The sequence below is a fragment of the Microbacterium sp. ZW T5_45 genome, assembly GCF_044987415.1.
In the GTDB taxonomy this organism is placed as follows: domain Bacteria; phylum Actinomycetota; class Actinomycetes; order Actinomycetales; family Microbacteriaceae; genus Microbacterium.
Map to the genome: position 1 here is coordinate 44,623 of NZ_JBJDRJ010000006.1, position 26,437 is coordinate 71,059.

The window sequence follows — 26,437 nt, forward strand, 5'->3', positions numbered from 1 at the left end:
GCGGAGCCCCGCCGTCCCTGCGACGGCGGGGCTCCGTTCTAAGCTGGCAGACATGACCTCCACCGACGACATCGCCCGCTCTGCGCCTGCCGCCGAGACCTCGGCGAGGGAGAGCGCCGAGACCTCGGCGGGGGAGAGCGCCGCACCCGCGGCAGAGTCGGAGATCGATGCCGCGGTCCACCGCGTCGAACACGAGCTCGGGCGGCTGTTCGCGCGCATCCGTGTCAGCTGGCGCGAGGCCGCACTCACCGTTCACCCCGATCTGCAACCGCTCGGCTACCAGGTGCTGACATCGATCGCGACGGGCAAAGCCACGTCTGCGGGAGCCATCATCGAACGCCTGCAGACCGACAAGTCGGCGGTGAGCCGGCAGGTGCGTCAGCTCGAGCAGCTCGGTCTGGTCGAGAGCATCCGAGACCCGCACGATCGGCGCGCCAGAGTGCTCGTCGCCACCGAGCTCGCGCAGGAGCGCGTCGCGCTCGCGCGGTCCCAGTACGAGTCCCGTCTCGAGGCGAGGTTGCGCCGATGGTCGGCCGGCGATCTCGACCACTTCACCCGACTGCTGTCCGAACTCGGGGGAGAGTAGCCCTCCCTGCGCGGCTCCTGGCCAAACGGGGATGACGTCGCGTGTCGCCCGGCGCAGACGTGACGACGCACGTTCCTAGGGTGGTGATGTCCGCATCGATGAGGAGATCACATGACCGACACCCCATGGGCCGCGCTCTGGCATGACCGCTACCGCACTCCGGCCGATGCGCCGACGGAGGACGTGCCCCTCACCGCGGTCATCGAGCAGCAGTACCGGCATCGTTCGGTGCGGCGCTTCCTCGACGCCGACGTCTCGGATGCAGAGATCCGTGCCATCGTCGGCGCCGCGCAGTCGGCATCCGTCTCCTCCAACCTGCAGGTCTGGTCGGTCATCGCCGTGCGCGACCCCGACAGGCGCCACCGCATCGCGACCGCGATCGGCAACCGGGGCTTCATCGAGGCGGCATCCGTCCTTCTCGTCTTCGTCGCCGACTTCGCCCGGGCGACACACGTCGTGCGGGCGACGGGGGAGCCGACCGAGGCGATCGACTATCTCGAGAACACGCTCGTCGGCTTCGTCGACGCGGGCATCGCCGGACAGAACGCCATCCTCGCGGCGGAGTCGCTCGGCCTCGGCGGGGTATTCCTCGGGTCGATTCGCAACGCCCCGCTCGCTGTCGCCGATGTGCTCGGGCTTCCGGAGTACGTCTTCCCCGTGTTCGGCATTGCGATCGGGCATCCCGATCCGGAGGACACGGCCGGGATCAAGCCGCGGCTTCCGCAGAGCGCGGTGCTGCACTGGGACGCCTACGACGTCGACGCGTGGGAGACCTCGGCGGACGCGTACGAAGAGCGGATCGCCGAGTACTACGACGAACAGGAGCAGCACGGGTACAGCTGGAAGGCCACCCTGGCGAACCGGCTCCGCAGCGTCGAGGGTCTGCATGGTCGCGATGCGATCCGTGCGCAACTCGCTCAGCAGGGTCTGCCTTCGAACTGATCCCGCGAGGAGGAGAGCGCGACTCCGTCGGGTGCGGATGCTGCGGCATCCGCGATTCCCAGCCCATCCAAAAGTTGCACGGGTGTAAAGTTGCGCGTCTGCAAAAATCATCGAGCCTTCGAAGGGCTGGAATGTCCACTGTCTCCACGTCGACCGGGTCGGTCCCGATCGTGAACCCCGATGCCGCGAAGTCGATCATGACGCACCGTCAGATCATGTTCGTGATCTACGGCCTCATGGCCGGAATGTTCCTCTCGTCGCTCGACCAGACCATCGTCGGCACAGCGATCCGCACGATCGGCGACGATCTGCAGGGACTTGATCAGCAGGCGTGGGTGACCACCGCCTACCTCATCACGTCGACCATCTCGGTGCCGATCTACGGCAAGCTCTCCGACATCTTCGGCCGTCGGCCGCTGTTCCTCTTCGGCATCGCCGTGTTCATCCTCGGCTCGCTGCTCTCGACGTTCTCGACGTCGATGCTCATGCTCGCGGGTTTCCGCGCCCTCCAGGGCATCGGCGCGGGCGCGCTGATGTCGCTGCCCCTCGCGATCATGGGCGACATCCTCGCCCCGCGGGAGCGCGCGAAGTACCAGGGCTACTTCTTCGCCGTCTTCGGCATCTCGACCGTCATCGGTCCGCTCGTCGGCGGACTGTTCGCCGGCGCGAACGAGATCCTCTGGGTCGACGGCTGGCGCTGGGTCTTCCTCATCAACGTCCCGGTCGGCCTTCTCGCGCTCGGAATGGTGATCGCGTTCCTGCACCTGCCGAAGATCGGCATGCGTGAGAACCCCCGCATCGACTGGTGGGGTGCCACCGCCGTCATCGTCGCCCTGGTGCCGCTGCTGCTCGTCGCGGAGCAGGGGCGTGAGTGGGGATGGGGCTCGATCGGAGCCATCGCCTGCTACGTGATCGGTGCCGTCGGCGCGATCTCCTTCGTGCTCATCGAGATCGCGATGAAGGACGACGCGATCATCCCCATCAAGCTGTTCCGCTCCGGCACCTTCTCGATGGCCACCGTCATCGGCGTGCTCGTCGGCTTCGGCATGTTCGGGGCGATGATGACGATCCCGCTGTACATGCAGATCGTCGTCGAGCTCACCCCGACGGAGTCCGGTCTCGCGATGATCCCGATGGTGCTCGGACTCATGATCGCCGCGATGACCTCCGGCCAGATCACCGCTCGCACGGGCAAGTACCGCATCTTCCCGGTCACGGGCAGCCTCTTCACCGCCATCGGCTTCTTCGTGCTGACGTTCATCCGCTACGACACCCCGCTCTGGCACATGATGATCGGGATGTTCATCGTCGGACTGGGACTCGGCCAGCTCATGCAGACCCTGGTCATGGCGAGCCAGAACTCGGTCGAGCCGAGCGACATGGGCGTCGCGTCGAGTTCTGCCACGTTCTTCCGGCAGATCGGCGGCACGCTGGGCACGGCGATCATGCTCTCAGTGTTGTTCACCGTGCTGCCCACCAACATCGTCGGCAGCATGTCCGATCGTGGCACCCTGACATCGGCACTCGACGCCGCGCTCGATCCCACGGTCGCCACGGCCCCGGCGAACGAGGCCATCATGGCGCAGCTCTGGAATCCAGTGGTCGACCCGATCAAGACCGGCGTGCAGGACCAGCTCGACTCCGCGGTGAAGACCGCGAACGAGAAGGCCGAGCGGAGCGTGACGGATGCCGTCACCGCCGCCGTCCAGCAGCAGGTGGACGCGGGGGCGCTCCCGGCATCCGCCGCCGCCGCCGTCATTCAGCAGCAGGTCGCCGCGGCGCTGCCGGATGCGCAGCAGAAGGCGCTGCAGGCCGTTGCGGAACAGGCGCACGCGTCGGTCGCCGACGGCACCGTCGCAGTGGACTGGTCGGATGCAGACCAGCGCAGCTACTGGGTCGATCAGCTCTCCGACAAGCTCGTCGACCAGGTCAAGGGTGGCGACACCTCGGCCACCGAGAGCGCGAGCGGGTCGGTCAGCGACACGTCGTTCCTCACCGGAGCGGACCCGCGTCTGTCGAAGCCGTTCATGGTCGGCTTCACGCAGTCGGCCGTGACGATCTTCTGGGTCGGCTTCGCGGTGCTGCTCGCGGCATTCGTGCTCAGCTGGTTCTTCCGTGTCCCGCCGCTGCGCACGAGGTCGGCGCTCCAGCAGCGTGCGGACGAGGCCGGTGTGAGTGACACCGGCACGATCCGGACACAGGGTCGACATGGGTGACGTTCAGCCCTCGGGTCTTCGGGAGCGCAAGAAGAAGCGGCGGCGTGAGGCGCTCCATGAGGCCGCCCTGCGTCTGATCGAGCAGCAGGGGCTCGAGCGCACGACGGTCGAGCAGATCTGTGAGGAGGTCGGTGTCTCACCTCGGACGTTCTTCAACTACTTCCCGTCGAAGACCGCCGCTGCGCTGAACCTGCCGGAGCAGATCATCACGCCCGATGCGGCGGAACGCTTCCGGCAGGCGCAGGGCGAGCTCATGCCGGCCATCTGCGTGCTGCTGGCGGACTCGATGGCCTCGGGCGGTCTCGAACGGGTGCGGTTGAAGCGGCTGATCTCCGATCAACCCGAGCTCGTGGCCGCGTTCACGCAGTGGATGGGGGCGCTGAAGGAGGAGTTCCACCATCTCGTCGCCGAACGCGCAGGTTCGGAGGAGATCGCGGACGCCGCCGTGATCCTCGCCCTCAGCGCCATGCGCACGCTCGTGCACCGGCCGACGGACGACGCCCGGCCGGATGCCGAGCGGCTTCTCGAGACCATGGACCGGCTGATCGCGGTCAGGCACGTGGAGATGGTCAGCGCCTGACCGCTCCGCTCGGTGATGCTCCTGGCAGGATCGCGCTGCCAGGCGTATACCGGAGTCATCCACTCAGGAAGGGACATGTCATGGCTCATCGCATCGGGTACATCGTCGGAAGTCTGTCGACGGACTCCATCAACAGGGTGCTGTCCCAGGCGCTGATCGGGCTGGCTCCGCCGAGCATCGAGATGTCGGAGATCTCGATCAGGGCGCTCCCGCTCTACAACCGCGACGATGAGCTCGATCCGGTCGACGCGGTCACGGTGTTCAAGGAGGCGATCGAGCAGGCCGAGGGCTTGCTGATCATCTCGCCGGAGTACAACCGCTCGATCCCTGGGCCGCTGAAGAACGCGATCGACTGGGGATCCCGTCCGTGGGGTCATAATTCGTTCGCCCGTAAGCCCACCGGGATCATCGGCGCCTCCACCGGTGCGATCGGCACTGCCGTGATGCAGTCGTCGATGCGAAGCGTCCTGAGCTTCCTCAACGCGCCGCAGCTCAACGCCCCGGAGGCGTACATCCGCTTCGATCCCGAGCACTACGGCGCCGATGGACGGGTGACGGATGCCGGAACCTCGCAGTTCCTCACGCACTACATGGGCGAGTACGCGGCGTTCGTGGAACGGGTGCTGTCGCTGACCGCACCGGGCCACGTCGGAGACCGGGACTGACCTCGATCGACCGTCATCCGCGGGAGGAGAGGAGCGCCCCAAGCGGCCGGATCGTGCGGTGCTTCAGCAAGCTCACGCATCGCGAGGTCGGCGCTGTCGCTCGATCTGTGGCGCCCCCGGATGGTGGTAGCTCGAAGAGGATCTTCGGATCCTGGAGAGGTGCCCTCCCGAGTCGTCTGCCCCACACAGATCTCTCGAGAGGGCTCACCGTCCTTCCCGGACGGCAGGGGAGGCGGCGAAAGTGAATTCGCTGTCTCATCGGCCGCTTCCCCAGTTATCGGCCGGTAGCCCCCGCTACTGCAATCAGAATATCGCTTAATCCTCTTGTCCGCCATTTGGGGGACAAAGAAATCTACGAATATTCTGAGCCCGGGTGCCTCTGGCTGTGCGACGGGTCGCTTCGTAGAGTGGATGCATGGAGACGAGGCTCGTGTTGCACGGTCGGATCACGATCGAGCCGGGCCATCGTGTCGAGGTCGCCGAGGCCATCGATGCCGTGTCCGAGGGGGTTCCGGCGCCCGGAGGCGTTGCGGTGGCTGAGGGTGGCGTGATGCCCGAGCATGTCGGTGCGCCCGCGGGCGCTGCTTCTGAGGGTGCTGCTTCTGAGGGCGCTGCTTCTGAGGGCGTCCTCTCGGAGAGCGCCGTCGATTCCCCGCCCGGCGGACCGGTGAGCATCCCGTTCGGCGCTCTCGGCGTCGCCGTCATCGGTGCCGATGATCCCGGTGTGCTCTCCGGCCCCCACGGTCTGGCGAGCCCCGAGCCTGTGCGATCGGTCATCGCGATCGTGGACCTCGACACGGGTGTGCGATACCAGGCGACCGAGACTCTTCGTGCGGGACGGCGCTGGGCGGCGCATGTCGTGGACTGCCTCGTTCTGCAGGACGGGCAGGACACGCGAACCGTGCTGACCGTCGCCCCGGTCGAAAGCGCGCGCACCGGCGCGAGCGACGCACTCCGTGATGCGACTGCGGCGGTCGATGCGGCGAAGGCGGAAGCCGCGCGATGGGGTGGGAGCATCCGTACCCAGATCCCGTCCCACCCGCGGGTCTGGTGATCGACGGCGTTTCGTGCGCGATCGCGGAGGCCGGGTGCTCCTTCGCGGCTCGGGAGGCGACGGGGCCGGTGGGGATCATTGGAAGTCCCGTGAACGGTGGGCGAAGCCGGTGCGGAGGTCTTCGAAGGCGTCGGCGAGCACGTTGACCACGCCTTCGGGAGAGCGTTCGACGATGCCGCGGATGATGAGTGCGGGGGAGGTGCGGGCGATGCGACGGTAGCGCTGCCAGACGCCACCCGAGCAGATGACGTTCACCAGACCGTGCTCGTCTTCGAGGTTGAGGAACGTCACCCCTGATGCGGTCTCCGGGCGCTGTCGGTGGGTCACGAGGCCGGCGACCTCGATGCGCCGTCCCGTCTCGTGCGTGCGCAGCTGAGCCGAGTCGAGCACCCCTCGCTCGCGCAGCTGTGTGCGGAAGTGCGTCATCGGATGGTCGTCGATCGAGACGCCCGTCGCCCAGAGATCGGAGGCGAGGCGCTCATAGCTCGACGGGTCGGCGAACAGCGGCGGCTGCACCGAGACCGTGGTGCCCGGCAGATATCGGGAACGATCCTCGGCCGCGGCGCCCGCCATCCAGATCGCCTCGCGTCGACTGAGCCCGAGGCACTCGAACGCTCCGGCCGTCGCCAGCGCCTCGAGCTGCGCCGCCGTGGCATCGGTGCGGCGTACCAGGTCGTTCAGGTCGCGATAGGGGCCGTCGGCTTCTCGTTCGGCGACGATCCGTTCGGCCAGTGCCGTGCCGATCCCGCGGATGCCGCCGAGCCCCAGTCGTACGGCATAGGCGCCGTCGCGGCGGTGCGCAGCCGTCTCGTCCGGAGCGCTCCGATCGAAGCGGGTCTTCACCGTGGGATCGACCTGGACGAGGCAGGCGTCCAGCCCCGTGGGAGCGCGATCCTCCCCGAGAGGTTCCAGGATCTCGGTGGCACCGGAGGCGTGCAGGTCGGGGCGCAGCACCGTCACGCCATGTCGACGGGCGTCGCCGGTCAACGTCGCCGGTGAGTAGAAGCCCATGGGCTGGGAGCGCAGGAGCCCCGCGAGGAAGGCTGCGGGGTAGTGCAGCTTCAACCAGGAGCTCGCGTACACGAGCAGCGCGAAGGAGAGCGAGTGCGACTCGGCGAAGCCGAAGTTCGAGAACGCCTGGATCTGCGCGTAGATGCGGTCGGCCTGCGCCTCATCCAAGCCGTGTCGCTTCATTCCCCTGTAGAGCTGCGTCCTGATGGTCTCGATCTTCTCCAGCCCGCGCTTCGAGCCCATCGCCCGGCGCAGCGTGTCCGCCTCGTCGGCCGTGCAGTCGCCGATGGCCGTCGCCATCTGGATCAGCTGCTCCTGGAAGATCGGCACTCCGAGCGTGCGCTTCAGCACCGGCTCCAAACGAGGATGCGGGTAGGGGATGTGCATCTCTTGCGGTTCCTCGCCCCGAAGCGCCCGCTCCTCGTTCTCGGCTTCCACCCGGTCCTTCTCCATCTTCAGCCGTACGAAGGGATGAACGGCCCCTCCTTGGATGGGCCCCGGGCGGATGAGGGCGATCTGGATCGCGAGATCGTAGAAGGATCGCGGCTGCAGCCGGGGGAGCAGCCCCATCTGCGCACGGGACTCCACCTGGAACACGCCGATCGAGTCGGCGCGGCAGAGCATGTCGAAGACGCCGGGTTCCTCCTTCGGGATGGTCTCCAGCATCCATCGCTCACCGGTGCTGTCGGCGATCAGATCGAAGCAGTGGCGCAGCGCCGACAGCATCCCGAGACCCAGCAGGTCGAACTTCACCAGTCCCATCCAGGCGGCATCGTCCTTGTCCCACTGGATGACCGTGCGGTTCTCCATCCGCGCGTGCTCGATGGGGACGACCTCGCCCACCGGGCGCTCGGTGAGGACCATCCCGCCCGAGTGGATGCCGAGGTGCCGTGGTGCCTTCAACAGGCTGTTCGCGTATGCCAGCACCGTCTCGGGGAGCTCGTCGTCGCCGTCCATCGTGACCTCGCTGCCCCAGCCGTCGACCTGACGCGACCAGGCGTCCTGCTGGCCGGGGGAGTAGCCCAGCGCTCTGGCCATGTCGCGGACCGCGTTCTTGGGGCGGTACTGGATCACGTTCGCGACCTGGGCCGCTCGGTCGCGCTCGTACTCCTGGTACACCCATTGGATGATCTCCTCGCGGCGCGACGAGTCGAAGTCCACGTCGATGTCGGGCTCCTCCTCCCGAGTGCTCGCGAGGAACCGTTCGAAGGGGAGGCCGTAGAGGATCGGATCCACCGCGGTGATCCCCAGCAGATAGCACACGGCGCTCGCCGCCGCCGAGCCCCGCCCCTGACACAGGATCTTCCGTCGTCTCGCTTCCTGGACGATCCCGTGCACGATGAGGAAGTACCCGGGGAAGTCCTTCGCCTCGATGACGTTCAGCTCGTGCTCGATCCGCCTGCGACCATCGGCGTCCAGACGGGGATACCTCTCCGGAACGGCCGCCCACACGAGCGATCGCAGCCAGCTCATCGGCGTGTGTCCCTCGGGCACCTTCTGCGTCGGCAGGGCGGGCCGCGCTCGCCGCAGGGGGAAGGCGGATGCCGCGGCGATCTCGAGCCCGTGCGAGATCGCCCCTGGGTAGCGCCGGAAGCGCTCGGTCATCTCCTTTCCGCTGCGCATGTGCGCTCCGCCGTGGGCTGGCAGCCAGCCGTCGAGATCGTCCATGCTCCGCACCGCGCGCACTGCGGCGATGGCCTCGGCGAGGCGAGCCTGATCCGGGGCGGCGTAGTGCACGTTGTTCGTGGCGACCACGGGCAGCCGCATGCTGCGCGCCAGCTCGGACAGAGCGTCGTTGCGGCGGGTGTCGAGCGGATCGCCGTGGTCGAACAGCTCGATGGCGACATGATCAGGGCCGAACAGGTCGACGAGTCGGCGCAACGGGGTCTTCGCGTCGCCGTTCTCCAGCCCGCGCCGGACGGCTCCCTTGCGGCATCCGGTGAGGATGGTCCAGCGTCCATCCGCCCGGGCCTGCAGATCGTCGAGGTCGTAGACCGGGCGTCCCTTCTCGCCGCCGCGCAACTGGGCCGCGGTGATGGCCCCGGAGAGACGGTGGTAGCCCTCGAGCCCGTTCGCGAGCACGAGCAGATGGTCTCCACCGGGGTCGGCGATGCCGCGCTGCGGCGCATCGAGATCGAGGGAGAGCTCGGCACCGAACACCGTCTGCACCTTCGCTTTCATCACCTCGGCCATCTCGGCGAACCGAGCCGCCCCGTAGAAGCCGTCGTGGTCGGTGAGGGCGAGCGCGTGGAGCCCGAGTCGTTCGGCCTCGATGAGCATCTCGACCGGGGAGGACGCCCCGTCGAGGAACGAGTACGACGAGTGCGCGTGCAGCTCGGCGTAGGGCACGGCATCGTCGGGACGGGGGACCTCGATCGGCGGCGGGGGCTTCCTCTTCCTGCTCATGGGGCCCGGGTCCTTGCGGGCGACCAGCGGGTCGTTCGCGACCGGGACCCCTGCAGGATCGGCTCCGGTCAGCGTGCGCTCCAGCTCTTTCCAGGACAGCGGAGGGTTGTGCCAGCCCATCAGCGGTACCTCCCCTCGGCCCACCAGCGGACTCCCGTACGGAAGACCAACCAGGCTCGATCCTTCTCGTCCACGATCTGCAGGCGGTGGCCGCTGCGCCCCCGCGTGCGATCCCAGAGCTTCTCGTGCACGGGCCAGGGGCCGGCCCAGGCGCGCACTTCGGCGCCGTCGATCCGTGCGGGGGGAGAGGAGAGCGTCCCCCGATCGTCGATCTGCACGGCAGAGCCGTCCGGCCCCATCACCCCGATCGGGCGGGGCGGGCGGAACACCTCGGCCGGGATCGGATCCGGCAGGCTCCCCGGCCAGGGGCTGTCCGGGTCTCGGGGCGGTACGGTCCGCTCCCCCCAAGGGGTGAGCACCTGGCGGTCGGCGAGCCAGCGTCCTCCGGACACGGCGGCGGTGACGACTCCCTGATGGCCGAGCAACGTCTGCACCCGGGAGACGGCATGGTGCAGCCGCTCATCGGTTCCCGAGCCGAAGAGGCCCGGCTGGTGATGGGCGGCATCGTCGACGGCGACCGGGACGATGCGCACCGCCACGATGCCGCCGAAGGCCCTGGCCTCGTCGACCGGCTGGGTCGCGGTCTCGGTCGCCAACGCCTCGAGCTGCCAGCGCACCCGGTCGACGAGGTCGGCGGCGTCGAAGCAAGTCGGATGCAGCCAGTTGCGCGAGTACACCCTGCCGTTGTCGTCGGTGAGCTCGATGCGCACCTCGGTGCAGACCGCGCTCGCGTCTCCGAGCGCGAGGATCACGGCATCCGCGGTCTGCCGCACAGCGAACGCGACCTGATCGGCGCCGGCCAGTGCCGGTTCGAACTCCACGACCCGGACGAGTTCGGGATCGGGCGGGCGAGGGGTCGGGACACGGGAGTCCGCACCGGCGGCGAGCGCATGCAGCCGGGCACCGTGCTCGCCGAAGCGGTCGCGGACCTCGAGTCCGTCAAGAGCGGCGAAGCCGCCCAGCGTCTGCACGCCGAGTCGGATGAGCAGGCCTGTCAGCTGCTGATCGCGGAGCACGGACACCGGAAGCGGGGCGAGGAACTCCGCCGCCTGCCCCGCTGGGACGATCGTGCAGGCCTCTCGTCCTCGTGCCGCGAGCTCGGCGGTGAACGGGCCGTCGGCGACGCCGATCCGAACCTCGGGGAACCCCGCCTCCGTGAGGATCGCGACCAGCGCACGACCGGCTTCGGCCTCACCCCCGTGATAGCGGGACACACCGCGGGCGCGGAGGACCGCGAGACCGGGGCGCAGCAGAGTCGCCCCGGGGGCGTGCCGTTCGATGAGCTGCAGCACCGGGAGGAACGCGCGCTCGTCCTTCGCGGGGTCGTGGGGGAGCACCTGCAGGGTCGACAGCAGGCCCTGGGCGACTCGACGTCGCTGTTCGGCACGGACCCCGTGCTCTCGGGCGGATGCGGTGCAGGCGACGACCGTGTTCGCCTGCATGAGCGCTGTCGGCGGATGCGGCCCCGCTCCGCCGAGGGCGGCACGCACCGGCCAGTCGGGGAACCACAGCACGAGCACGCGCAGGGGAGCGGTCATCCGGCCACCGCCCAGGACAGATGGTCGACGGATCGGCGATCGACGGAGGCATGATCGGCCGACGGGCGGTCGGCGGTCGGACGCTCGGTCGTATGGTCGACGGCCGCGGCGACATCGCGGTCAGGGCGGAGCGGAACGGGGGCGGCGACGGTGGGAGGCAGAGCCTCGACGCCGCCCTGGGGGCCGGGGAGGAGCACCTGGACGCTCGAAGGACGCGGACTCCTCCGGGTCTCGGCGGTCACGGTGACGGTGCAGTCCGAGAGCAGCCCCCAGCCCGTGCCGAGGCCGTGCCACTGCGGATCGCGAAGGCGGATGCGTCCCTCGCTCTGCGGCCAGGCCCCCATCGCGACCGACTCGGTGACCAGGAGCGTGGTGCCGCGATCCCGCAGACGCGCTCCGAGCCGGGACACCTCGGCATCCGTGACCCTGCTCATCGGCTGCACGACGATCAGGGGGACGACCTCGGTGAGCGCCGAGGCCACGGCCAGCCAGCGCTCGCCAGGCTCGGGGACGAGGATCAACCGGGAGAGATCGATCCCGAAGCCCGCGGCTGCTTCGACACCCAGCGTGGGCATGCCGATCACCGCGCACCAGTGCCCCTTGCGACTGGCGGCGCCGAGCAGGGCGAGCACCAGCGAGGGGGAGGAGGAGACGGTGTAGGCCACGCCGGTGGCGAGTCCTCCGTCGGGGAGGAGATCGCCGAGCGCGGGGTCGAGAGGCAGTATCGGATGCTCGCTGCGACGCCGCTGCATCCGGCTGATCTCACGGCGCAACCGGAGCACCTCTCCGGCGCGGATGTCGCTGTGCGGAGAGAGTGCGGTCATCGTATCGAGCACGTTCCCCATGCCCCCATCCTCGAATATATGTACGACTAAATCAAGTGACGGGAGTGACGCTAGTTCGAACGTCGGACATTCGCACGTCCGGTTATCCACACCTGTTCCGCACCCCCTCCACGGGCTGCGGAGATCTCCTAGCCTTCCGACATGGATCCGCGCACCGTGCTCATCGTCCTCGCGCATGTCGCCCTCCTCGGCATCGCGGGGTGGCTCGTGATCGTCGATGCGCGGACGCATCGGCTGCCGAATCGGATCGTGCTGCCGACGCTCGCCGGCACCGTGCTGCTCGCCGTCATCGACGCCGTGTGCACGGGAAGCGACGCCGCTCTCTTCCGTGCGGGAGGTGGGCTGCTGATCCTCGGCGGCTTCTACCTGGTCCTGCGCCTCCTGAGCCGATCGGGTATGGGCGGAGGCGACGTCAAGCTCGCTGCCCTCATCGGCCTCGTGCTCGGGTGGCACGGATGGACCTCGCTCGCGGTGGGGGCGGCATCCGCCTTCGTGCTCGGTGCGCTCTACGCGCTGACGCTGATCCTGCTGCGTCGAGCAGACGGCTCCACCCGCATCGCGTTCGGCCCGTGGATGATCCTCGGTGCGGTTCTCGGCGTGGCCGTGGTCTGATGGCCGCGATGTCCGGGCGCGGGACTAGGGTGAGGTCATGGCACTCGCACGACTCCACGGAGGCCCGCTGGACGGGCAGATCATCCCCCTCGACGACGCGGACGACAGGCTGATCGTCCCCTACAGCGAGACCCAGGTGGTGTACGAACGCCGCGGCGAGCCCCGTAACACGGGCGAAGGCGACGGCCCCACCGAGATCGACTACTGGTTCGACGAGGCCCTCGGAGACCTCACCGCGTCGGATGACTGAGGCGCGAACCGACTCGGAGCCGACGCGCGTCGTCGAGGTCGAGCGCAAGTACGACGTCGACGCCGAGACCCCGCTCCCCGAATGGCTCGGCATCCCCGGCGTCGACGCGGTCTCCGACGGCGAGCTCCGTGAGCTCGACGCCCGCTACCTCGACACGGCCGACGCCACGCTCTCGCGGTCCGGCGTCGCGTTGCGCCGGCGCACGGGAGGCCCGGATGCGGGCTGGCACATCAAGGGTCCCCGAGAGGGCGACGGACGACTCGAGATCGGCTGGCCGCTCGGTGACGACGAGAACGTTCCGGATGCCGTGGCGCAGACTCTCGCGCGGTGGACGACCGACGACCTGACGCCGCTGGCGCGCATCGAGAACAGCCGCACCGCATATCTGCTCACGGGCCCTGCAGGCATCGTCGCCGAGTTCGTCGACGACCGGGTTCGTGCCACCGATCTCCGCCAGGGCGTGCAGCGGGGTTGGCGCGAGTGGGAGCTCGAGCTGGGGCCCGCGGCTCCTACCGACGCGGACGCTCGGGGTGCTCTCTTCGCAGCCGCGGAGAAGGCGATCTTCGCCGCCGGTGGCCGGGATGCGGCATCCGGGTCGAAGCTCGCCCGGGCTCTCGGATTCTGAGCCGCGGCTCAACCCCCTGTCCGTGCTGATCGGCGAGTGCTTGAGTGAGGACATGACCCCACCGGCCGTACTCCGATCCGTCCGGACGATCGTCCCCGACACCGTGATCCGGCAGGAGCAGATCAGAGAGGTCTTCGCCTCCCAACCCGAGATCAGCAGGCTGGCGCGCCGTCTCGTCGGGGCGTCCTTTGACGGCTCCGGCATCGAGACCCGCCACACCGTGATCGAGGAGCTCTCGCCGGGGGCCTCGTCGATCGTGGAGCCGCTGTTCCTCGATCGTGAGACCGGTCGACTGCTCGCGCCGGGAACCGGTGCGCGCAACGACGTCTACACGCGAGAGGCGGGGCGGCTCTTCGTCGAGGCCGCCCGGAGCGCGCTCGATGCCGACCCCGACATCGGCGCGGAGGACATCACCCATGTGATCACCGTCTCGTGCACCGGATTCCACGCGCCGGGGCCCGAGTACCGGATCGTCCGTGAGCTGGGTCTCCGTGGCGACGTGCAGCGCTACCACCTCGGATTCATGGGGTGCTACGCGGCGATGCCCGCCCTCCGCGCGGCCGCCCAGTTCTGCGCGGCCGACCCGAGAGCCGTGGTCCTCGTGGTGAGCGTCGAGCTGTGCACGCTGCATCTGCGGTCGTCGGACGATCCCGACACGATCGTCGCGACGTCCCTCTTCGCGGACGGCGCCGCGGCGGGCCTGGTCACCGCGCGGTCGCTGGCGAACTCCGCACCCGCTCTGCGCCTCGACGGCTTCCACACGGCGCTCGCGCCGGAGGGCGAGAGCGACATGGCGTGGACGATCGGCGACAGCGGCTTCGAGATGATCCTCTCGACCGCCGTTCCGCAGATCATCGGCGAGAGCATCATCGACGCGCTGCGACCGCTCTTCGCCGCCGACCCGGCGCTGCGGGAGCCCTACGACCACGGATCTATCTCGAGCGCCGTCGAACACTGGGCGATCCACCCCGGGGGACGCAGCATCCTCGACAGGATCCAGGAACGGCTGCGACTCGGCGATGCGCAGCTCCGGCCGGCGCGTGAGGTGCTCCGCACCTACGGCAACATGTCCAGCGCCACGATCCTCTTCGTGATGAAACGCATCCTCGATGACGGCGCAGCGCCGGGCTCGCGGGTCGCGGCCATGGCCTTCGGGCCGGGGCTGACAGCCGAGAGCGCGCTGATGACCGTGATCGGCGTCGACGCGTGAGGCACGATCTCTCGGTGCGGGATCTCGATGCCGTCGAGCTCATGGACGCCCCCGACGCTGATCTCCGGATGCTGGAGCGCACCTACGAGCGATTCCGCGTCGTCAACGCGCTGGTCGCGCACCCCGGCGGTCTCTACCGGAGGGACATCCGCCCGCGGGCACGCCGCACACTCGTCCGGGTGCTCGACATCGGGGCCGGCGGGGGAGACGTGTGCCGGATGATCGCCCGTCGCCTGCGGCGCGACGGATTGCGTGGAGAGATCACGGCATTGGACGCCGACGAGCGTGCGATCCGGTGGGCGTCTGCTCGGGATGCCGGGGACGGCGTGGTCTACCGGCACGCGCTGTCCTCCGAGGTGGTCGACGCCGGTGAGCGGTTCGATGTGATCTTCTCCAACCACGTGCTGCATCACCTGGACCCGAGCGCCTTCGACCAGGTGCTGCGCGACTCGCTGCGGCTCCTCGCCCCTGGTGGTGTCGTCGTGCATCGTGACATCGCTCGCAGCAGGACGGCGTACGCGCTCTACTCGGCCCTGACCCTGCCGTTCGCGTCGACGCTGCTGCGTGACTCGTTCATCCGGGAGGACGGGCTGATCAGCATCCGTCGCTCCTACACGCCGCGCGAACTGGAGCGCTCCGCTCCCGCCGGGTGGAGCGTGCACGCGCGGCTCCCCGCGCGACTGGAACTCCGCTGGGAGCAGGGCGGGTAGACGGACGAAGGCCCGGCGCGCGCGATGCGTGCCGGGCCTTCGTCGTCGGTGATCAGAAGTTGATCATGTGGCCGGCGAGCCCGTGGAAGCCCTCCTGCAGCGCCTCCGACAGCGTCGGGTGCGTGTGGACGTTACGGGCGAGCTCCAGAGCCGTGAGGTCCCACTTCTGGGCCAGTGTCAACTCGGGCAGCAGCTCCGAGACGTCCGGGCCGATCATGTGCGCGCCGAGCAGCTCGAGGTGCTCGGCATCCGCGATCAGCTTGACGAAGCCGACCGGCTCGCCGAGACCGTGCGCCTTGCCGTTCGCCATGAACGGGAACGTCGCGACCTTGATCTCGTGCCCCTCGTCCTTCGCCTGCTGCTCGGTGAGACCGAACGAGGCGACCTGGGGCGAGCAGAATGTCGCACGCGGCATCATGCGGTAGTCGCCCAGCGCCTGCGTCTCGGCGCCGCCGATGGTCTCGGCGGCCACGACGCCCTGCGCCTCGGCCACGTGGGCCAGCTGCAGCTTGGCGGTCACGTCGCCGATCGCATAGATGCCGTCGACGTTCGTGCGCATGTAGTCGTCGATGTCGATCGCTCCGCGCTCGGTGAGCTTCACACCGGTGTTCTCGAGGCCGAAGCCCTCGACGTTCGGTGCGAAGCCGACCGACATGAGAACCTTGCCCGCCTCGATCGACGACTGCTGGCCGTCCTTCGCGGTGTACGTGACGGTGACGGACGAACCGTTGTCGACGACGCTCTCGACCTTGGTGGAGGTGAGGATGTCGACGCCGTAGTTCTTGTACTGCTTCGTGATCTCCTTCGACACATCGGCGTCCTCGTTGGGCAGCGCGCGGTCGAGGAACTCGATGATGGTGACTTTGACGCCGTAGTTCGTCAGGACGTACGCGAACTCCATGCCGATGGCGCCCGCGCCGACGATGACGATCGAATCGGGGAGGTCGCGGGAGAGGATCTGCTCCTCGTAGGTGACGACGTTCTGGCTCAGCTGCACACCCGGGAGCAGGCGCACGCGCGATCCGGTCGCGATGATGACGTTGTCGAAGGTCACCTCTTCGGTCGTGCCGTCGGACTTGGCGACCGAGATGGCCTTCGGGCCCGTGAAGGTGCCGCGGCCGTCGTACTCGGTGACCTTGTTCTTCTTCATCAGGAAGTGGATGCCCTTGACGCGGCCGTTCGCGACCTCGCGGCTGCGGTCGAACGCCTTGCCGTAGTCGATCGTGAAGTCGCCCGAGATCCCGAAGAAGTCGGCCTTGTGCTTCAGCGTGTGCGCGAGCTCCGCGTTCTTGAGAAGCGCCTTGGAGGGGATGCAGCCGACGTTGAGGCACACACCGCCCCAGTACTTCTCTTCGATGATGGCGGTGGACAGGCCGAGCTGGGCGCTGCGGACCGCAGCGACGTATCCGCCAGGACCTGCACCGAGGACGACGACATCGTAGTGTGGCATGCCTTAACCCTATCGCTCAGACGGGGAGGAGGAGTCGGCCAGGACCCGGTTCATCCGGCGCACCTTCAGCAGGATCGTGACAGCAGCGATGGCGAGCAGACCGACGATCACGAGCACCAGAAGGCCCGTGGTGTCAGTGGGCTCCTCCGACGTCGGAGCGGCCGTGGGATCCGGCGTCGCGACGGTCTCACTCGGTTGCGCGACCGGCTCCTCCGACGCCTGCGCCGTCGGCTCGGAGGCCGGGGCCACGACCGTGCTCGTGGTCACGGTGAACGAGTACTCGCCGGACGTCGGATGCCCGTCGCTGGAGACGACCTTCCACAGCACGCGGTAGACCCCGGCCTCGGCCTCCGCGGCGAGGGGCTGGGTCACGACCGCGCCGGTGACGGTCGCAGCCCCCGTGGACACGGTTGTGCCGGCGGCGTCGGTGACGACGACTTCGGTCGCCCCCTCGCCGGCGATCAGCTCCTCGCTGAATGTGAGGGTGAGCGCCTCCGGAAGCGTGTCGACCGTGCCGTCCGCCTCGGGGGACGACGCGACGAGCGCGTCGTGGGCGGATGCCGAGAGCGGCGCGAACAGAACGAGGAACGCCGTGAGCAGGCTCGCGGCGAGTGCCAGGGGGAAGAGGGGGAGGGGGCGCACGGAGGTCTTCACGGCTCCAGCCTATGAATCCCCGGTATGCGATGGCTGGACGTGTGGACGATCCTCCCGCGGACATGCTCGGATCGGTTAGTCTGGACGACCAAGGAGGGCACAGTGACACACAACGACAGCCGCCCGGCCGGCGGCGAAGCGATCCACCGTTCCGGTGAGCAGAGGCACGACGTCACGCAGACGTTCGGGCACGACTCCGACCTCTCGTTCGTGCCGTTCGGCGTGGAGCTCACCGACGTCGAGCAGAGCGCCATCGCGGCACTTCCCTCCGGGTCGGCGCTGCTCCTGGTGCGTTCCGGCGCCCTCGCCGGGGCCCGCTACCTCCTCGACACCGACGTGACCACGGTCGGCCGTCATCCCGAGGCCGACATCTTCTTCGACGACGTGACCGTCTCGCGACGTCACGCCGAGATCACCCGCACGGGGACCTCGTTCGAGATCATCGACCAGCGATCGCTCAACGGCACCTACGTCAACGGCGAGCGGGTGGACCGCAGTGCCATCGTCGACGGATCCGAGCTGCGTGTCGGAAAGTTCCGCCTGAACTTCTTCGCCTCCCCGATCGACCGCGCTGCGGCGACCGACTGATGGCGGCATCGTCCGCCCGCGAACGTTCGACGTCCCCCGGCCTGCTCAGCATCGGCCAAGTCCTCGCCCGGCTCACGCCGGAGTTCCCCGAACTGACCTCCAGCAAGCTGCGGTTCCTCGAGGTGCAGGGCATCGTCACCCCCTCGCGCACCGAATCCGGCTACCGCAAGTTCTCCGCGGCCGACATCGAGCGCCTGCGTCTCGGCCTCACGCTCCAGCGCGACCACTACCTCCCGCTCAGCGTCATCCGTGAGCAGCTGGATGAGGCGGATGCCGCGGGCGAGGCCCCGAGCATCCTGCCGCCCTCGATCGCCCCGACTCCCCGCCGGTACCGCCGCGAGGAGCTCCTGACCGCCGCGGGCGCCGGACCCCAGCTCCTGAACGACGCGATCAGCACGGGGGTCATCGTGGCGCAGGACGCGTACCCCGAGTCGACGGTCGCGATGCTGCGGACCCTCGTCGCTCTCGACCGGCACGGCATCGAACCGCGTCACCTCCGGTCGCTCCGGCAGAGCGCCGAGCGCGAGGTCTCGCTCATCGAGTCGGCCCTGTCGACCCTGCTCCGCCGCACCGATGCGACGTCGCGTTCCAAGGCCGCCGACATGGCTCCGGAGCTCGCCGGCAGGATCGACGAGGTGCGTGCCCTCTTCGTCAAGGACGCGCTGGCCCGGATGCTTTCGTAACGAACTGATTGCGACACACCTTCAACCTCAGGTTGATGTCGTTGCTGGTGTGGGGGGCCTGCTCTAGCGTGGAGGTAACCGCCCGAGAGAGGACTTCAGATGAATGCGGATGAGCGTGCAGGCGAGCCCCGCTTCGTGAACGAACTCCTCTTCACGGATGGACTTCCCGCCATGGACGACGAGGTGGGCTACCGCGGTGCGGTCGCCGCCCGCGCGGCCGGCATCACCTATCGACAGCTCGACTACTGGGCGCGCACCGAGCTCGTCGTCCCGACCGTCCGCGGGGCGAGCGGATCGGGATCGCAGCGCCTCTACGGCTTCCGCGACATCCTCGTGCTGAAGCTCGTGAAGAGCCTGCTCGACACGGGAATCTCCCTGCAGCAGATCCGCACCGCGGTCGAGGAGCTGCGTCGTGCCGGCATCCGTGATCTCGCGGGGACGACTCTCATGAGCGACGGTGCGTCGGTGTATCTCTGCACGTCCAACGACGAGGTGATCGACCTCGTGAGCCGTGGCCAGGGCGTGTTCGGCATCGCCGTGGGCAAGGTCCTCCGCGAGGTGGAGTCCACGCTGGTCGAGTTCGATCCGACCGCACCCGACCCCGTCGATGAGCTGTCCGCACGTCGCTCGCGTCGCTCCGCCTGAACGGGCCATCTCTCCACGGACACGGGTCCGCCGGAGACACGAAACGCCCGCTCGATGAGCGGGCGTTCTGCGTGCAGCGTATGGGATCTCAGGCCTGCGGGCCGGATTCGGGAACCGGGACCCGACCCGTGCGGATGATCCGGTCGAGCAACTGATCGAAGTCGGCGGCGAGTTCCTGCGCGGAGTCTCCGGGCCAGATGTGCAGCGGCTTGGCGGCACCCTGCGCCTGCTGCAGAGACGTGCGCTCGGGCAGCTGAGGCGAGAGCACGAGAGGACCGAACATGTCGCGAAGCTCTTTGATGCGGAACTGGTGCTCGATCGACTGGGGGCGTACGCGGTTCACGACGATGCCGAGCGGCTGGAGTCGCGGCGAGAGGCCGCGGCGGATCTCCTCGATCGCACGCAGCGCACGGTCGGCGGCGGCGACGGAGAACAGCCCGGGCTCGGTCACCACCATCACGCGGTCGCTGGCCGCCCAGGCGGTGCGGGTGAGCGCGTTCAGCGAGGGAGCACAGTCGATCAGGACGAGGTCGTAGTCGGCCTCGACCGCGGCGAGGGCTTCCTCGAGCTTCCACACGTCGCGCACACTGGGGTGCGGACCGTCGAAGTTGATCGCGGAGGGGCTGCCGATGAGCACGTCGATCGTGCCGGGGTGCACCTTCGCCCAGCCGCTGGAGGTGATCGCCTGACGGACGACCTTCTCCTTCGGGTTCGCCAGGACATCGGCGACGTTGAGCCGCCCTGCCACCTGGATGTCCATGCCGGTGGAGACATCGGACTGCGGGTCGAGGTCGACGACGAGCGTCCGCACACCCCGGGCGAAGGCCGCAGAGGCCAAGCCGAGGGTCACGGTCGTCTTGCCGACGCCTCCCTTGAGAGAGCTGACGCTGAGTACGTGCACGGACTCCACGTTACCTTCCCCTAGGCTGGGGGAACACTCAGCCCCGCCCCATGCGCGACGAAAAGTCGTGCATCGAGCTTTCAGAGGTGTGCATGTTCACGAAGATCCTTGTGGCCAATCGCGGCGAGATCGCGATCCGCGCCTTCCGTGCGGCATTCGAAGTGGGGGCGCGGACCGTCGCGGTGTTCCCCCATGAGGACAGAGGCTCGGTCCATCGGCTCAAGGCAGATGAAGCCTATGAGATCGGGGATCGCGGGCATCCGGTGCGGGCGTACCTGAGCGTGGACGAGATCATCCGCGTCGCGCTCGAGTCCGGTGCCGATGCGATCTATCCCGGCTACGGCTTCCTCTCGGAGAACCCCGAGCTCGCGGAGAAGGCCGCGGCGAACGGGATCGTCTTCATCGGTCCACCGGCGAAGGTGCTCGAGATGGCCGGCAACAAGGTCGAGGCCAAGCGGCACGCGATCGAGGCCGGGGTCCCCGTGCTGCGCTCGACGGAGGCGTCGGACGACGTGGACGAGCTCGTCGCTCAGGCGGAGGAGATCGGCTTCCCGCTCTTCGCGAAGGCCGTCGCTGGTGGCGGTGGTCGGGGAATGCGCCGCGTGGCGACGAAGGCCGAGCTCGCACCGGCTCTCGCCGAGGCGATGCGCGAAGCCGCGAGCGCGTTCGGCGATCCGCGGATGTTCCTCGAGCAGGCGGTCATCCGCCCCCGGCACATCGAGGTGCAGATCCTCGCCGACAAGACGGGCGAGACGGTGCACCTGTTCGAGCGGGACTGCTCGGTGCAGCGCCGCCACCAGAAGGTGGTCGAGATCGCTCCGGCTCCGAACCTCGACGACAGCATCCGCACTGCCTTGCACGGCTACGCTGTCGCCTTCGCCCGGTCGATCGGATACGAGAACGCGGGAACCGTCGAATTCCTCCTCGAGACCGCAGGTGAGCGCGCCGGTGAGGTCGTCTTCATCGAGATGAACCCGCGCATCCAGGTCGAGCACACGGTCACCGAGGAGGTGACCGACGTCGATCTCGTGCAGAGCCAGATGCGCATCGCCGCGGGTGCGAGCCTCGCAGAGCTCGGACTGCAACAGCGGAACCTCCACCTGCGCGGGGCGGCCCTGCAGTGCCGCATCACCACGGAGGACCCGACCCAGGGCTTCCGCCCCGACACCGGCAAGATCACCACGTACCGGTCGCCAGGCGGCGCCGGTGTGCGTCTCGACGGCGGAACCGTGCACCAGGGCGCGCAGATCAGTCCGCACTTCGACTCGATGCTGGCGAAGCTGACGTGCCGTGGCCGTGACTTCCCCGCTGCGGTCGCCCGTGCGCGACGTGCGCTGGCTGAATTCCGCATCCGCGGGGTGTCGACCAACATCCCCTTCCTGCAGGCGCTTCTCGACGACGAGTCCTTCGTGTCGGGCGACGTCAGCACGTCGTTCATCGACGAGCGGCCGCAGCTCTTGCGAGGGCGCGTGTCGAAGGACCGCGGCACGAAGATCCTCAACTGGCTCGTCGACGTCACCGTCAACAAGCCGCATGGCGCACGCCCCGGCGTCATCGACCCGGTGGCCAAGCTGCCGTCGATCGACCTCTCCTCCCCGCCTGCACCCGGCTCGCGTCAGCGCCTGTTGGAGCTCGGCCCCGAGGGCTTCGCCGCCGGCCTGCGCGCGCAGACCGCGCTCGCGATCACAGACACGACGTTCCGGGACGCGCACCAGTCGCTGCTTGCGACGCGCGTGCGCACCCGCGATCTCGTCGCGGTGGCACCGCACCTCGCACGCCTCACGCCGGGGCTGCTCTCCGTCGAGGCCTGGGGCGGCGCGACCTACGACGTCGCCCTGCGCTTCCTCGGCGAGGACCCGTGGGAGCGGCTCGACAAGCTCCGCGCGGCGTTGCCGAACATCGCGATCCAGATGCTGCTCCGCGGGCGGAACACGGTCGGCTACACGCCGTACCCGACCGAGGTGACTGAGGCCTTCGTCAGCGAGGCCGCGGCGAGCGGCGTCGACATCTTCCGCATCTTCGACGCCCTCAACGACGTCGAGCAGATGCGACCGGCGATCGACGCGGTGCGCGCCACCGGCACGGCCGTCGCCGAGGTCGCCCTGTGCTACACGGGTGACCTCCTGAACCCCGCAGAGGATCTGTACACGCTTGACTACTACCTGAGCCTGGCCGACCAGATCGTCGCCGCCGGTGCGCACATCCTTGCGATCAAGGACATGGCGGGGCTCCTGCGTCCGGCCGCGGCGGCGAAGCTCGTGACCGCGCTGCGTGAGCGATTCGATCTGCCGGTGCACCTGCACACGCACGACACCCCCGGCGGGCAGTTGGCGACACTGCTCGCCGCGAGCGCCGCCGGCGTCGACGCGGTGGATGCCGCCTCCGCACCGCTGTCCGGGACCACGAGCCAGCCCTCGCTGTCGTCGCTCGTGGCCGCGCTCGCACACACAGAGCGGGACAGCGGCATCGACCTCGACGGGGTGTCGGATCTCGAGCCGTACTGGGAGGCGGTGCGCCGCCAGTACGCGCCGTTCGAGTCGGGGCTTCCCGGACCCACGGGGCGCGTGTACCACCACGAGATCCCTGGCGGACAGCTGTCGAACCTGCGACAGCAGGCCAAGGCTCTCGGCCTCGCCGATGACTTCGAGCTCATCGAGGACATGTACGCGGCGGCGAACCGCATCCTCGGGCGCGTGCCGAAGGTCACGCCATCGTCGAAGGTCGTCGGCGATCTCGCCCTGCACCTCGCTGCCGTGAAGGCGGACCCCGCCGACTTCGAGGCCAACCCCGAGAAGTACGACGTGCCGGACTCGGTGGTCGGCTTCATGGCGGGGGAGCTCGGAGACCTGCCGGGCGGGTGGCCCGAGCCGTTCCGCTCGAAGGTGCTCGCCGGACGCTCGGTGCGCGCCGGTGTCACCGAGATCACGGCGGACGACGAAGCCGCACTCGCAGGAGACAGCACCTCGCGTCGCGCCCGGCTGAACCAGCTGCTGTTCCCGACCCCGACCCGCGAGTTCGCGCAGATGCGGGAGCTGTTCGGCGACCTGTCGGTGCTCGACACGAGCGACTACCTGTACGGACTCGTCCAGGGACAGGAGCACCTCGTCGAGATCGACAGGGGAGTGCAGCTCTACGTCGGGCTCGAGGCGATCGGCGACGCCGACGACAAGGGCATGCGAACGGTCATGACGACCCTCAACGGCCAGCTGCGCCCGGTGTTCGTGCGGGACCGCTCGGTCGCCGTGGTGGCCCACGAGGTCGAGAAGGCCGACACCTCGGTGACCGGCCAGATCGCCGCGCCGTTCTCGGGCGTGGTGACGCTCAAGGCCGAGGTCGGCGACACCGTCCGCGCCGGGGAGCCGGTCGCGTCGATCGAGGCGATGAAGATGGAGGCGGCGATCACCGCCCCCGTCGACGGCGTCGTCGAACGACTGGCGATCGGGCGCACCCAGCAGGTGGATGCCGGAGATCTTTTGGTCGTGGTCCGCCCCTCGCACTAATCTTGTGCGGGCGAGAGGCGCATTCCCATGCGCCCTCGCCCGCATGCGCTGGGGAGAGAGATCATGAGCACCAAAAAGCCCGAAGAACCCGCCGAAGACGAGTCGAGGGGGATGCTCGATGACGCCGCATCTCTCGACACCACGAGCCTCGGCATCATTCTCACGCACACCGCCCAGGTGAACGTCATCCTCCCGCAGGAGGTCGACGAGGACCTCGACGACGAGGCTGTCGTCGAGGGAGAGGTGGTCGACGTCGACCTCGAGGACGTCGTTCTCGAACCCGCACGGGTGCAGAGCAGCGATGAGACGGATGCTGTCGGGACGGATGCTGTCGAGACGGATGCTGTCGAGACGGATGGCGTTGTCGACGACGACGATCCTGTCGATGTCGATGTCGATGTCGATGTCGATGTCGAGGACGAGCCGGATGTCGCAGTCGAGGATCGTGCAGAGGACCTGATCACGGACGAGCCGGCCGCTGCTCTCCTCGAGACGGCGAGTGGCGAGGACGAAGCCATCCCCGGCGAGCTGGAGGCGATCGCAGGAGTCGACTCCGTCGAGGCCTCCGATCGCGGGCGCACTGAGGCGACCGCTGCTCTCGAGTCGATCGTCATCGAGTTGCCGCAGGAGGAGGTCGTCGAGCCGGAGGACGAGGTCGTCGAGCCGGAGGACGAGTCCGAGCCTGACGTCGCCGTGGCAGCGACCGTCGAGCCTGAGCCTGAGCCTGAGCCTGAGCCTGAGCCTGAGCCTGAGCCTGAGCCTGAGCCTGAGCCTGAGCCTGAGCCTGAGCCTGTCGAGTCCCGCATCGAGGTATCCGCCGAATCGGATCCGGCGCCGGCCACCATCGAGCCGGAGCCTGCTCCCGCGGCGTCCGTCGAGCCGCGGCCCGAACCCGTCGCGGTCGAGGCTGTGCCGGTCGTGGCTGAGCCTGCACCGATCGCCGTCACGCCTGAGCCGGTTGCGGGCTCGGCTCCGACCGCGATCCCGGATGACGCTCCCGTCGACTCGTCGAAGTCCGAGACCGCTTCGAGCTCGCCGGCCACTTCGCCCATCCGCATCCGTTCCCGAAAGGCGCAGGCGGCTACGGCATCCGAAGGCCGTACCTCGCGCGCAGATGCCGTGAAGGAGAAGACGACGACGCAGCCGACACCCTCCTCGCGTCGGATCGACGAGCTCGGAGACGCTTCCCGCGAGAGCGCGGACCTCCTCACCGCCGATCGACTGCTCGACCCGAGCCGGTTGACCAAGCCCGAACCCGAGGGGGCGTGGAGCCACTTCCTCTACACGGTCTCCGGACACCGCATCAACATCGGCGACGGCCGACGGGCGAGGGAGCGCAAGGCGCTGACGGCGCGGATCGCGGCGCCCCTGCCGGGAGGTGCGAAGTTCGTGCCCGTGCTCTCTCGTAAGGGCGGGGTGGGCAAGACCGCGGTCACCGCGCTGCTCGGGATGGCTCTCGCCGATGCCCGCGAGGACCGTGTCATCGCCGTCGACGCCAACCCCGACCGTGGCACCCTGGCCGATCGGGTGGCCCGCGGCCACCACACGAAATCGATCCGTGACCTCGCGCGCATCCACGATGAGGTCCGCGGCTATCACGACATCTCCGCCATCGTGGCGCGGGATGCGACTCGACTCGACGTGCTGGCGTCGGACTCCGATCCCCGTATCGCCGAGGCGTTCGGCGACATCGACTATCGAGACGTCGCGGAGGTCGCCGCGCACTACTACTCGCTCGTGCTGACCGACACCGGCACCGGCATCGTGCACTCCGTGATGGCGGCGGCTCTGGGGTTGGCCGACCAGATGGTCATCGTCTCGGGGCTCAGCGTCGATGAGGCGCGCCTGGCATCCGAAACGCTCACGTGGCTCGAGACCAACGGCTTCGCGGAGCAGGCTCACGACGCGATCGTCGTGCTCAACCAGTCGACGCCGGGAACGCCTCTCGTCCGGCTGAACGAGCTCGAGTCGCACTTCGCGACGAGGGCGAGGAAAGTCGTGCGGATGCCGTACGACCCGCAGATCGCAGGGGGTGGGACCATCGAGTTCGCCGCCCTGCAGCCGGAGACGCGTATCGCGGCGCGTGAGCTCGCCGCGCTGCTCGTCGAAGGCCTTCGAGTGAAGGTGGCCTGATGACCGTCCGTGAGATACGAGTGTTCGGCGATCCCGTGCTGCGCACGGTCTGTGCACCGATCGAGAAGATCGACGACGGAGTGCGGGCGCTCGTGACCGATCTCGTGGAGACCGTGGAACTCCCCGGCCGTGCCGGCGTCGCCGCCCCGCAGATCGGTGTGGCGCTCCGAGCGTTCAGCTACAACATCGACGGAGACATCGGTTACGTTCTGAACCCGGTGCTGACCGAGGTTCGCGGCGAGCCTGTGCCGACGGGGGAGGGCTGTCTCTCGGTTCCGGGCCTCTGGCACGATGCCCTCCGTCATCCCTGGGCACGTGTCGAGGGCATCGATCTCGACGGCGAACCGATCGTGCTCGAGGGCGACGGTCTCCTCGCGCAGGCGCTGCAGCACGAGACCGACCATCTCGACGGCAAACTCTATCTGACCCGGCTCGCGCCGGAGACCCGCAAGATCGCGATGCGCGAGGTGCGCGAGAGCTCCTGGTTCTGAGCACGGATACGAGGAAGGCCCC

At 68.7% G+C, this 26,437-nt stretch carries 23 protein-coding genes; 17 read left to right on the plus strand and 6 right to left on the minus strand.

What is annotated here, in order from left to right; genetic code table 11:
• Positions 1-52 precede the first annotated feature (52 nt).
• The 6 genes from ACI3KS_RS04350 (at position 53) to ACI3KS_RS04375 (ending at position 6,043) form a co-directional block, all read left to right on the plus strand.
• On the plus strand, positions 53-586 hold the full coding sequence (locus ACI3KS_RS04350) for a MarR family winged helix-turn-helix transcriptional regulator (RefSeq protein WP_404915578.1): 534 nt from the start codon (positions 53-55) through the stop codon (positions 584-586).
• A 111-nt stretch (positions 587-697) separates the two neighbouring features.
• On the plus strand, positions 698-1,528 hold the full coding sequence (locus ACI3KS_RS04355) for an NADPH-dependent oxidoreductase (protein WP_404915580.1): 831 nt from the start codon (positions 698-700) through the stop codon (positions 1,526-1,528).
• A gap of 197 nt (positions 1,529-1,725) precedes the next feature.
• Positions 1,726-3,744, plus strand: coding sequence for a DHA2 family efflux MFS transporter permease subunit (locus ACI3KS_RS04360; RefSeq protein ID WP_404915767.1), 2,019 nt, complete (start codon positions 1,726-1,728; stop codon positions 3,742-3,744).
• Entirely contained in the window at positions 3,737-4,324 is a 588-nt protein-coding gene (locus ACI3KS_RS04365; RefSeq protein WP_404915582.1) for a TetR/AcrR family transcriptional regulator, read from the plus strand. Before ACI3KS_RS04360 ends, ACI3KS_RS04365 begins: the two co-directional genes overlap by 8 nt.
• An 80-nt stretch (positions 4,325-4,404) precedes the next feature.
• On the plus strand, positions 4,405-4,989 hold the full coding sequence (locus tag ACI3KS_RS04370) for an NADPH-dependent FMN reductase (RefSeq protein WP_404915584.1): 585 nt from the start codon (positions 4,405-4,407) through the stop codon (positions 4,987-4,989).
• A 415-nt stretch (positions 4,990-5,404) separates the two neighbouring features.
• Positions 5,405-6,043, plus strand: coding sequence for a hypothetical protein (locus tag ACI3KS_RS04375; protein WP_404915586.1), 639 nt, complete (start codon positions 5,405-5,407; stop codon positions 6,041-6,043).
• 75 nt (positions 6,044-6,118) lie between these two features.
• Here ACI3KS_RS04375 and ACI3KS_RS04380 read toward each other — a convergent pair whose 3' ends face one another.
• The 3 genes from ACI3KS_RS04380 to ACI3KS_RS04390 are packed head-to-tail and all read right to left on the minus strand — an operon-like array spanning position 6,119 to position 11,963.
• A complete protein-coding gene (locus ACI3KS_RS04380; RefSeq protein ID WP_404915588.1) occupies positions 6,119-9,580 on the minus strand; it encodes an error-prone DNA polymerase in 3,462 nt (1,153 codons plus the stop codon).
• Positions 9,580-11,118, minus strand: coding sequence for a DNA polymerase Y family protein (locus ACI3KS_RS04385; RefSeq protein WP_404915590.1), 1,539 nt, complete (start codon positions 11,116-11,118; stop codon positions 9,580-9,582). Before ACI3KS_RS04385 ends, ACI3KS_RS04380 begins: the two co-directional genes overlap by 1 nt.
• Positions 11,115-11,963, minus strand: a complete 849-nt coding sequence (locus ACI3KS_RS04390) for a hypothetical protein (RefSeq protein ID WP_404915592.1) — start codon at positions 11,961-11,963, stop codon at positions 11,115-11,117. Before ACI3KS_RS04390 ends, ACI3KS_RS04385 begins: the two co-directional genes overlap by 4 nt.
• 141 nt (positions 11,964-12,104) lie before the next feature.
• Here ACI3KS_RS04390 and ACI3KS_RS04395 point away from each other — a divergent pair, with 141 nt between their 5' ends.
• The 5 genes from ACI3KS_RS04395 to ACI3KS_RS04415 are packed head-to-tail and all read left to right on the plus strand — an operon-like array spanning position 12,105 to position 15,370.
• Complete coding sequence (locus ACI3KS_RS04395) at positions 12,105-12,575, plus strand: prepilin peptidase (protein ID WP_404915594.1); 471 nt, start codon at positions 12,105-12,107, stop codon at positions 12,573-12,575.
• A 37-nt stretch (positions 12,576-12,612) separates the two neighbouring features.
• Positions 12,613-12,825 (plus strand): response regulator, encoded by a 213-nt coding sequence (locus ACI3KS_RS04400; protein ID WP_404915596.1) that lies wholly within the window; start codon positions 12,613-12,615, stop codon positions 12,823-12,825.
• The gene (locus ACI3KS_RS04405; protein ID WP_404915598.1) at positions 12,818-13,450 is read left to right on the plus strand and encodes a CYTH domain-containing protein; all 633 of its coding nucleotides are present in this window, start codon (positions 12,818-12,820) and stop codon (positions 13,448-13,450) included. The genes ACI3KS_RS04400 and ACI3KS_RS04405 overlap by 8 nt, the downstream gene beginning before the upstream one ends.
• 52 nt (positions 13,451-13,502) lie before the next feature.
• Positions 13,503-14,660 (plus strand): type III polyketide synthase, encoded by a 1,158-nt coding sequence (locus ACI3KS_RS04410; RefSeq protein ID WP_404915600.1) that lies wholly within the window; start codon positions 13,503-13,505, stop codon positions 14,658-14,660.
• The gene (locus tag ACI3KS_RS04415; RefSeq protein ID WP_404915602.1) at positions 14,657-15,370 is read left to right on the plus strand and encodes a methyltransferase domain-containing protein; all 714 of its coding nucleotides are present in this window, start codon (positions 14,657-14,659) and stop codon (positions 15,368-15,370) included. The genes ACI3KS_RS04410 and ACI3KS_RS04415 overlap by 4 nt, the downstream gene beginning before the upstream one ends.
• Positions 15,371-15,422: 52 nt before the next feature.
• Here ACI3KS_RS04415 and lpdA read toward each other — a convergent pair whose 3' ends face one another.
• Together lpdA and ACI3KS_RS04425 are read right to left on the minus strand one after the other, a co-directional pair.
• A complete protein-coding gene (gene lpdA, locus ACI3KS_RS04420) occupies positions 15,423-16,820 on the minus strand; it encodes a dihydrolipoyl dehydrogenase (RefSeq protein ID WP_404915604.1) in 1,398 nt (465 codons plus the stop codon).
• 9 nt (positions 16,821-16,829) lie between these two features.
• Positions 16,830-17,474 carry a copper resistance protein CopC gene (locus ACI3KS_RS04425; RefSeq protein ID WP_404915606.1) on the minus strand — a complete coding sequence of 215 codons (645 nt, stop codon included), beginning with the start codon at positions 17,472-17,474 and terminating at the stop codon, positions 16,830-16,832.
• Positions 17,475-17,576: 102 nt separating this feature from the next.
• On the opposite strand from ACI3KS_RS04425, the gene ACI3KS_RS04430 reads away from it, so the two are divergent.
• The 3 genes from ACI3KS_RS04430 to ACI3KS_RS04440 all read left to right on the plus strand — a co-directional run bounded on the left by ACI3KS_RS04430 (position 17,577) and on the right by ACI3KS_RS04440 (position 19,390).
• Complete coding sequence (locus ACI3KS_RS04430; RefSeq protein WP_404915608.1) at positions 17,577-18,062, plus strand: FHA domain-containing protein; 486 nt, start codon at positions 17,577-17,579, stop codon at positions 18,060-18,062.
• Positions 18,062-18,745: a MerR family transcriptional regulator gene (locus tag ACI3KS_RS04435; RefSeq protein ID WP_404915610.1), complete on the plus strand. Its 684-nt coding sequence runs from the start codon at positions 18,062-18,064 to the stop codon at positions 18,743-18,745. Before ACI3KS_RS04430 ends, ACI3KS_RS04435 begins: the two co-directional genes overlap by 1 nt.
• A 99-nt stretch (positions 18,746-18,844) precedes the next feature.
• Positions 18,845-19,390 carry a MerR family transcriptional regulator gene (locus tag ACI3KS_RS04440; RefSeq protein ID WP_404915612.1) on the plus strand — a complete coding sequence of 182 codons (546 nt, stop codon included), beginning with the start codon at positions 18,845-18,847 and terminating at the stop codon, positions 19,388-19,390.
• 88 nt (positions 19,391-19,478) lie between these two features.
• Here the strand turns inward: ACI3KS_RS04440 and ACI3KS_RS04445 are convergent, their stop codons facing one another.
• The gene (locus tag ACI3KS_RS04445; RefSeq protein WP_404915769.1) at positions 19,479-20,291 is read right to left on the minus strand and encodes a ParA family protein; all 813 of its coding nucleotides are present in this window, start codon (positions 20,289-20,291) and stop codon (positions 19,479-19,481) included.
• Between the two features lie 92 nt (positions 20,292-20,383).
• On the opposite strand from ACI3KS_RS04445, the gene ACI3KS_RS04450 reads away from it, so the two are divergent.
• The 3 genes from ACI3KS_RS04450 (at position 20,384) to def (ending at position 26,415) form a co-directional block, all read left to right on the plus strand.
• Positions 20,384-23,791 carry a pyruvate carboxylase gene (locus ACI3KS_RS04450; RefSeq protein WP_404915614.1) on the plus strand — a complete coding sequence of 1,136 codons (3,408 nt, stop codon included), beginning with the start codon at positions 20,384-20,386 and terminating at the stop codon, positions 23,789-23,791.
• A gap of 63 nt (positions 23,792-23,854) precedes the next feature.
• A complete protein-coding gene (locus ACI3KS_RS04455) occupies positions 23,855-25,924 on the plus strand; it encodes a MinD/ParA family protein (protein WP_404915616.1) in 2,070 nt (689 codons plus the stop codon).
• Positions 25,924-26,415 carry a peptide deformylase gene (gene def, locus ACI3KS_RS04460; RefSeq protein WP_404915618.1) on the plus strand — a complete coding sequence of 164 codons (492 nt, stop codon included), beginning with the start codon at positions 25,924-25,926 and terminating at the stop codon, positions 26,413-26,415. Before ACI3KS_RS04455 ends, def begins: the two co-directional genes overlap by 1 nt.
• Positions 26,416-26,437 lie beyond the last annotated feature (22 nt).

Excerpts from the sequence above, each read along its gene's own strand:
- ACI3KS_RS04365 (WP_404915582.1), top strand. The coding sequence starts at position 3,737 with ATGGGTGACGTTCAGCCCTCGGGTCTTCGGGAGCGCAAGAAGAAGCGG.
- ACI3KS_RS04405 (WP_404915598.1), top strand. The coding sequence starts at position 12,818 with ATGACTGAGGCGCGAACCGACTCGGAGCCGACGCGCGTCGTCGAGGTC.
- ACI3KS_RS04390 (WP_404915592.1), bottom strand. The coding sequence starts at position 11,963 with ATGGGGAACGTGCTCGATACGATGACCGCACTCTCTCCGCACAGCGAC.
- ACI3KS_RS04355 (WP_404915580.1), top strand. The coding sequence starts at position 698 with ATGACCGACACCCCATGGGCCGCGCTCTGGCATGACCGCTACCGCACT.
- ACI3KS_RS04375 (WP_404915586.1), top strand. The coding sequence starts at position 5,405 with ATGGAGACGAGGCTCGTGTTGCACGGTCGGATCACGATCGAGCCGGGC.
- ACI3KS_RS04380 (WP_404915588.1), bottom strand. The coding sequence starts at position 9,580 with ATGGGCTGGCACAACCCTCCGCTGTCCTGGAAAGAGCTGGAGCGCACG.
- ACI3KS_RS04360 (WP_404915767.1), top strand. The coding sequence starts at position 1,726 with ATGACGCACCGTCAGATCATGTTCGTGATCTACGGCCTCATGGCCGGA.
- lpdA (WP_404915604.1), bottom strand. The coding sequence starts at position 16,820 with ATGCCACACTACGATGTCGTCGTCCTCGGTGCAGGTCCTGGCGGATAC.
- ACI3KS_RS04455 (WP_404915616.1), top strand. The coding sequence starts at position 23,855 with ATGAGCACCAAAAAGCCCGAAGAACCCGCCGAAGACGAGTCGAGGGGG.
- ACI3KS_RS04410 (WP_404915600.1), top strand. The coding sequence starts at position 13,503 with ATGACCCCACCGGCCGTACTCCGATCCGTCCGGACGATCGTCCCCGAC.
- ACI3KS_RS04395 (WP_404915594.1), top strand. The coding sequence starts at position 12,105 with ATGGATCCGCGCACCGTGCTCATCGTCCTCGCGCATGTCGCCCTCCTC.
- def (WP_404915618.1), top strand. The coding sequence starts at position 25,924 with ATGACCGTCCGTGAGATACGAGTGTTCGGCGATCCCGTGCTGCGCACG.
- ACI3KS_RS04440 (WP_404915612.1), top strand. The coding sequence starts at position 18,845 with ATGAATGCGGATGAGCGTGCAGGCGAGCCCCGCTTCGTGAACGAACTC.
- ACI3KS_RS04450 (WP_404915614.1), top strand. The coding sequence starts at position 20,384 with ATGTTCACGAAGATCCTTGTGGCCAATCGCGGCGAGATCGCGATCCGC.
- ACI3KS_RS04435 (WP_404915610.1), top strand. The coding sequence starts at position 18,062 with ATGGCGGCATCGTCCGCCCGCGAACGTTCGACGTCCCCCGGCCTGCTC.
- ACI3KS_RS04385 (WP_404915590.1), bottom strand. The coding sequence starts at position 11,118 with ATGACCGCTCCCCTGCGCGTGCTCGTGCTGTGGTTCCCCGACTGGCCG.
- ACI3KS_RS04400 (WP_404915596.1), top strand. The coding sequence starts at position 12,613 with ATGGCACTCGCACGACTCCACGGAGGCCCGCTGGACGGGCAGATCATC.
- ACI3KS_RS04350 (WP_404915578.1), top strand. The coding sequence starts at position 53 with ATGACCTCCACCGACGACATCGCCCGCTCTGCGCCTGCCGCCGAGACC.
- ACI3KS_RS04370 (WP_404915584.1), top strand. The coding sequence starts at position 4,405 with ATGGCTCATCGCATCGGGTACATCGTCGGAAGTCTGTCGACGGACTCC.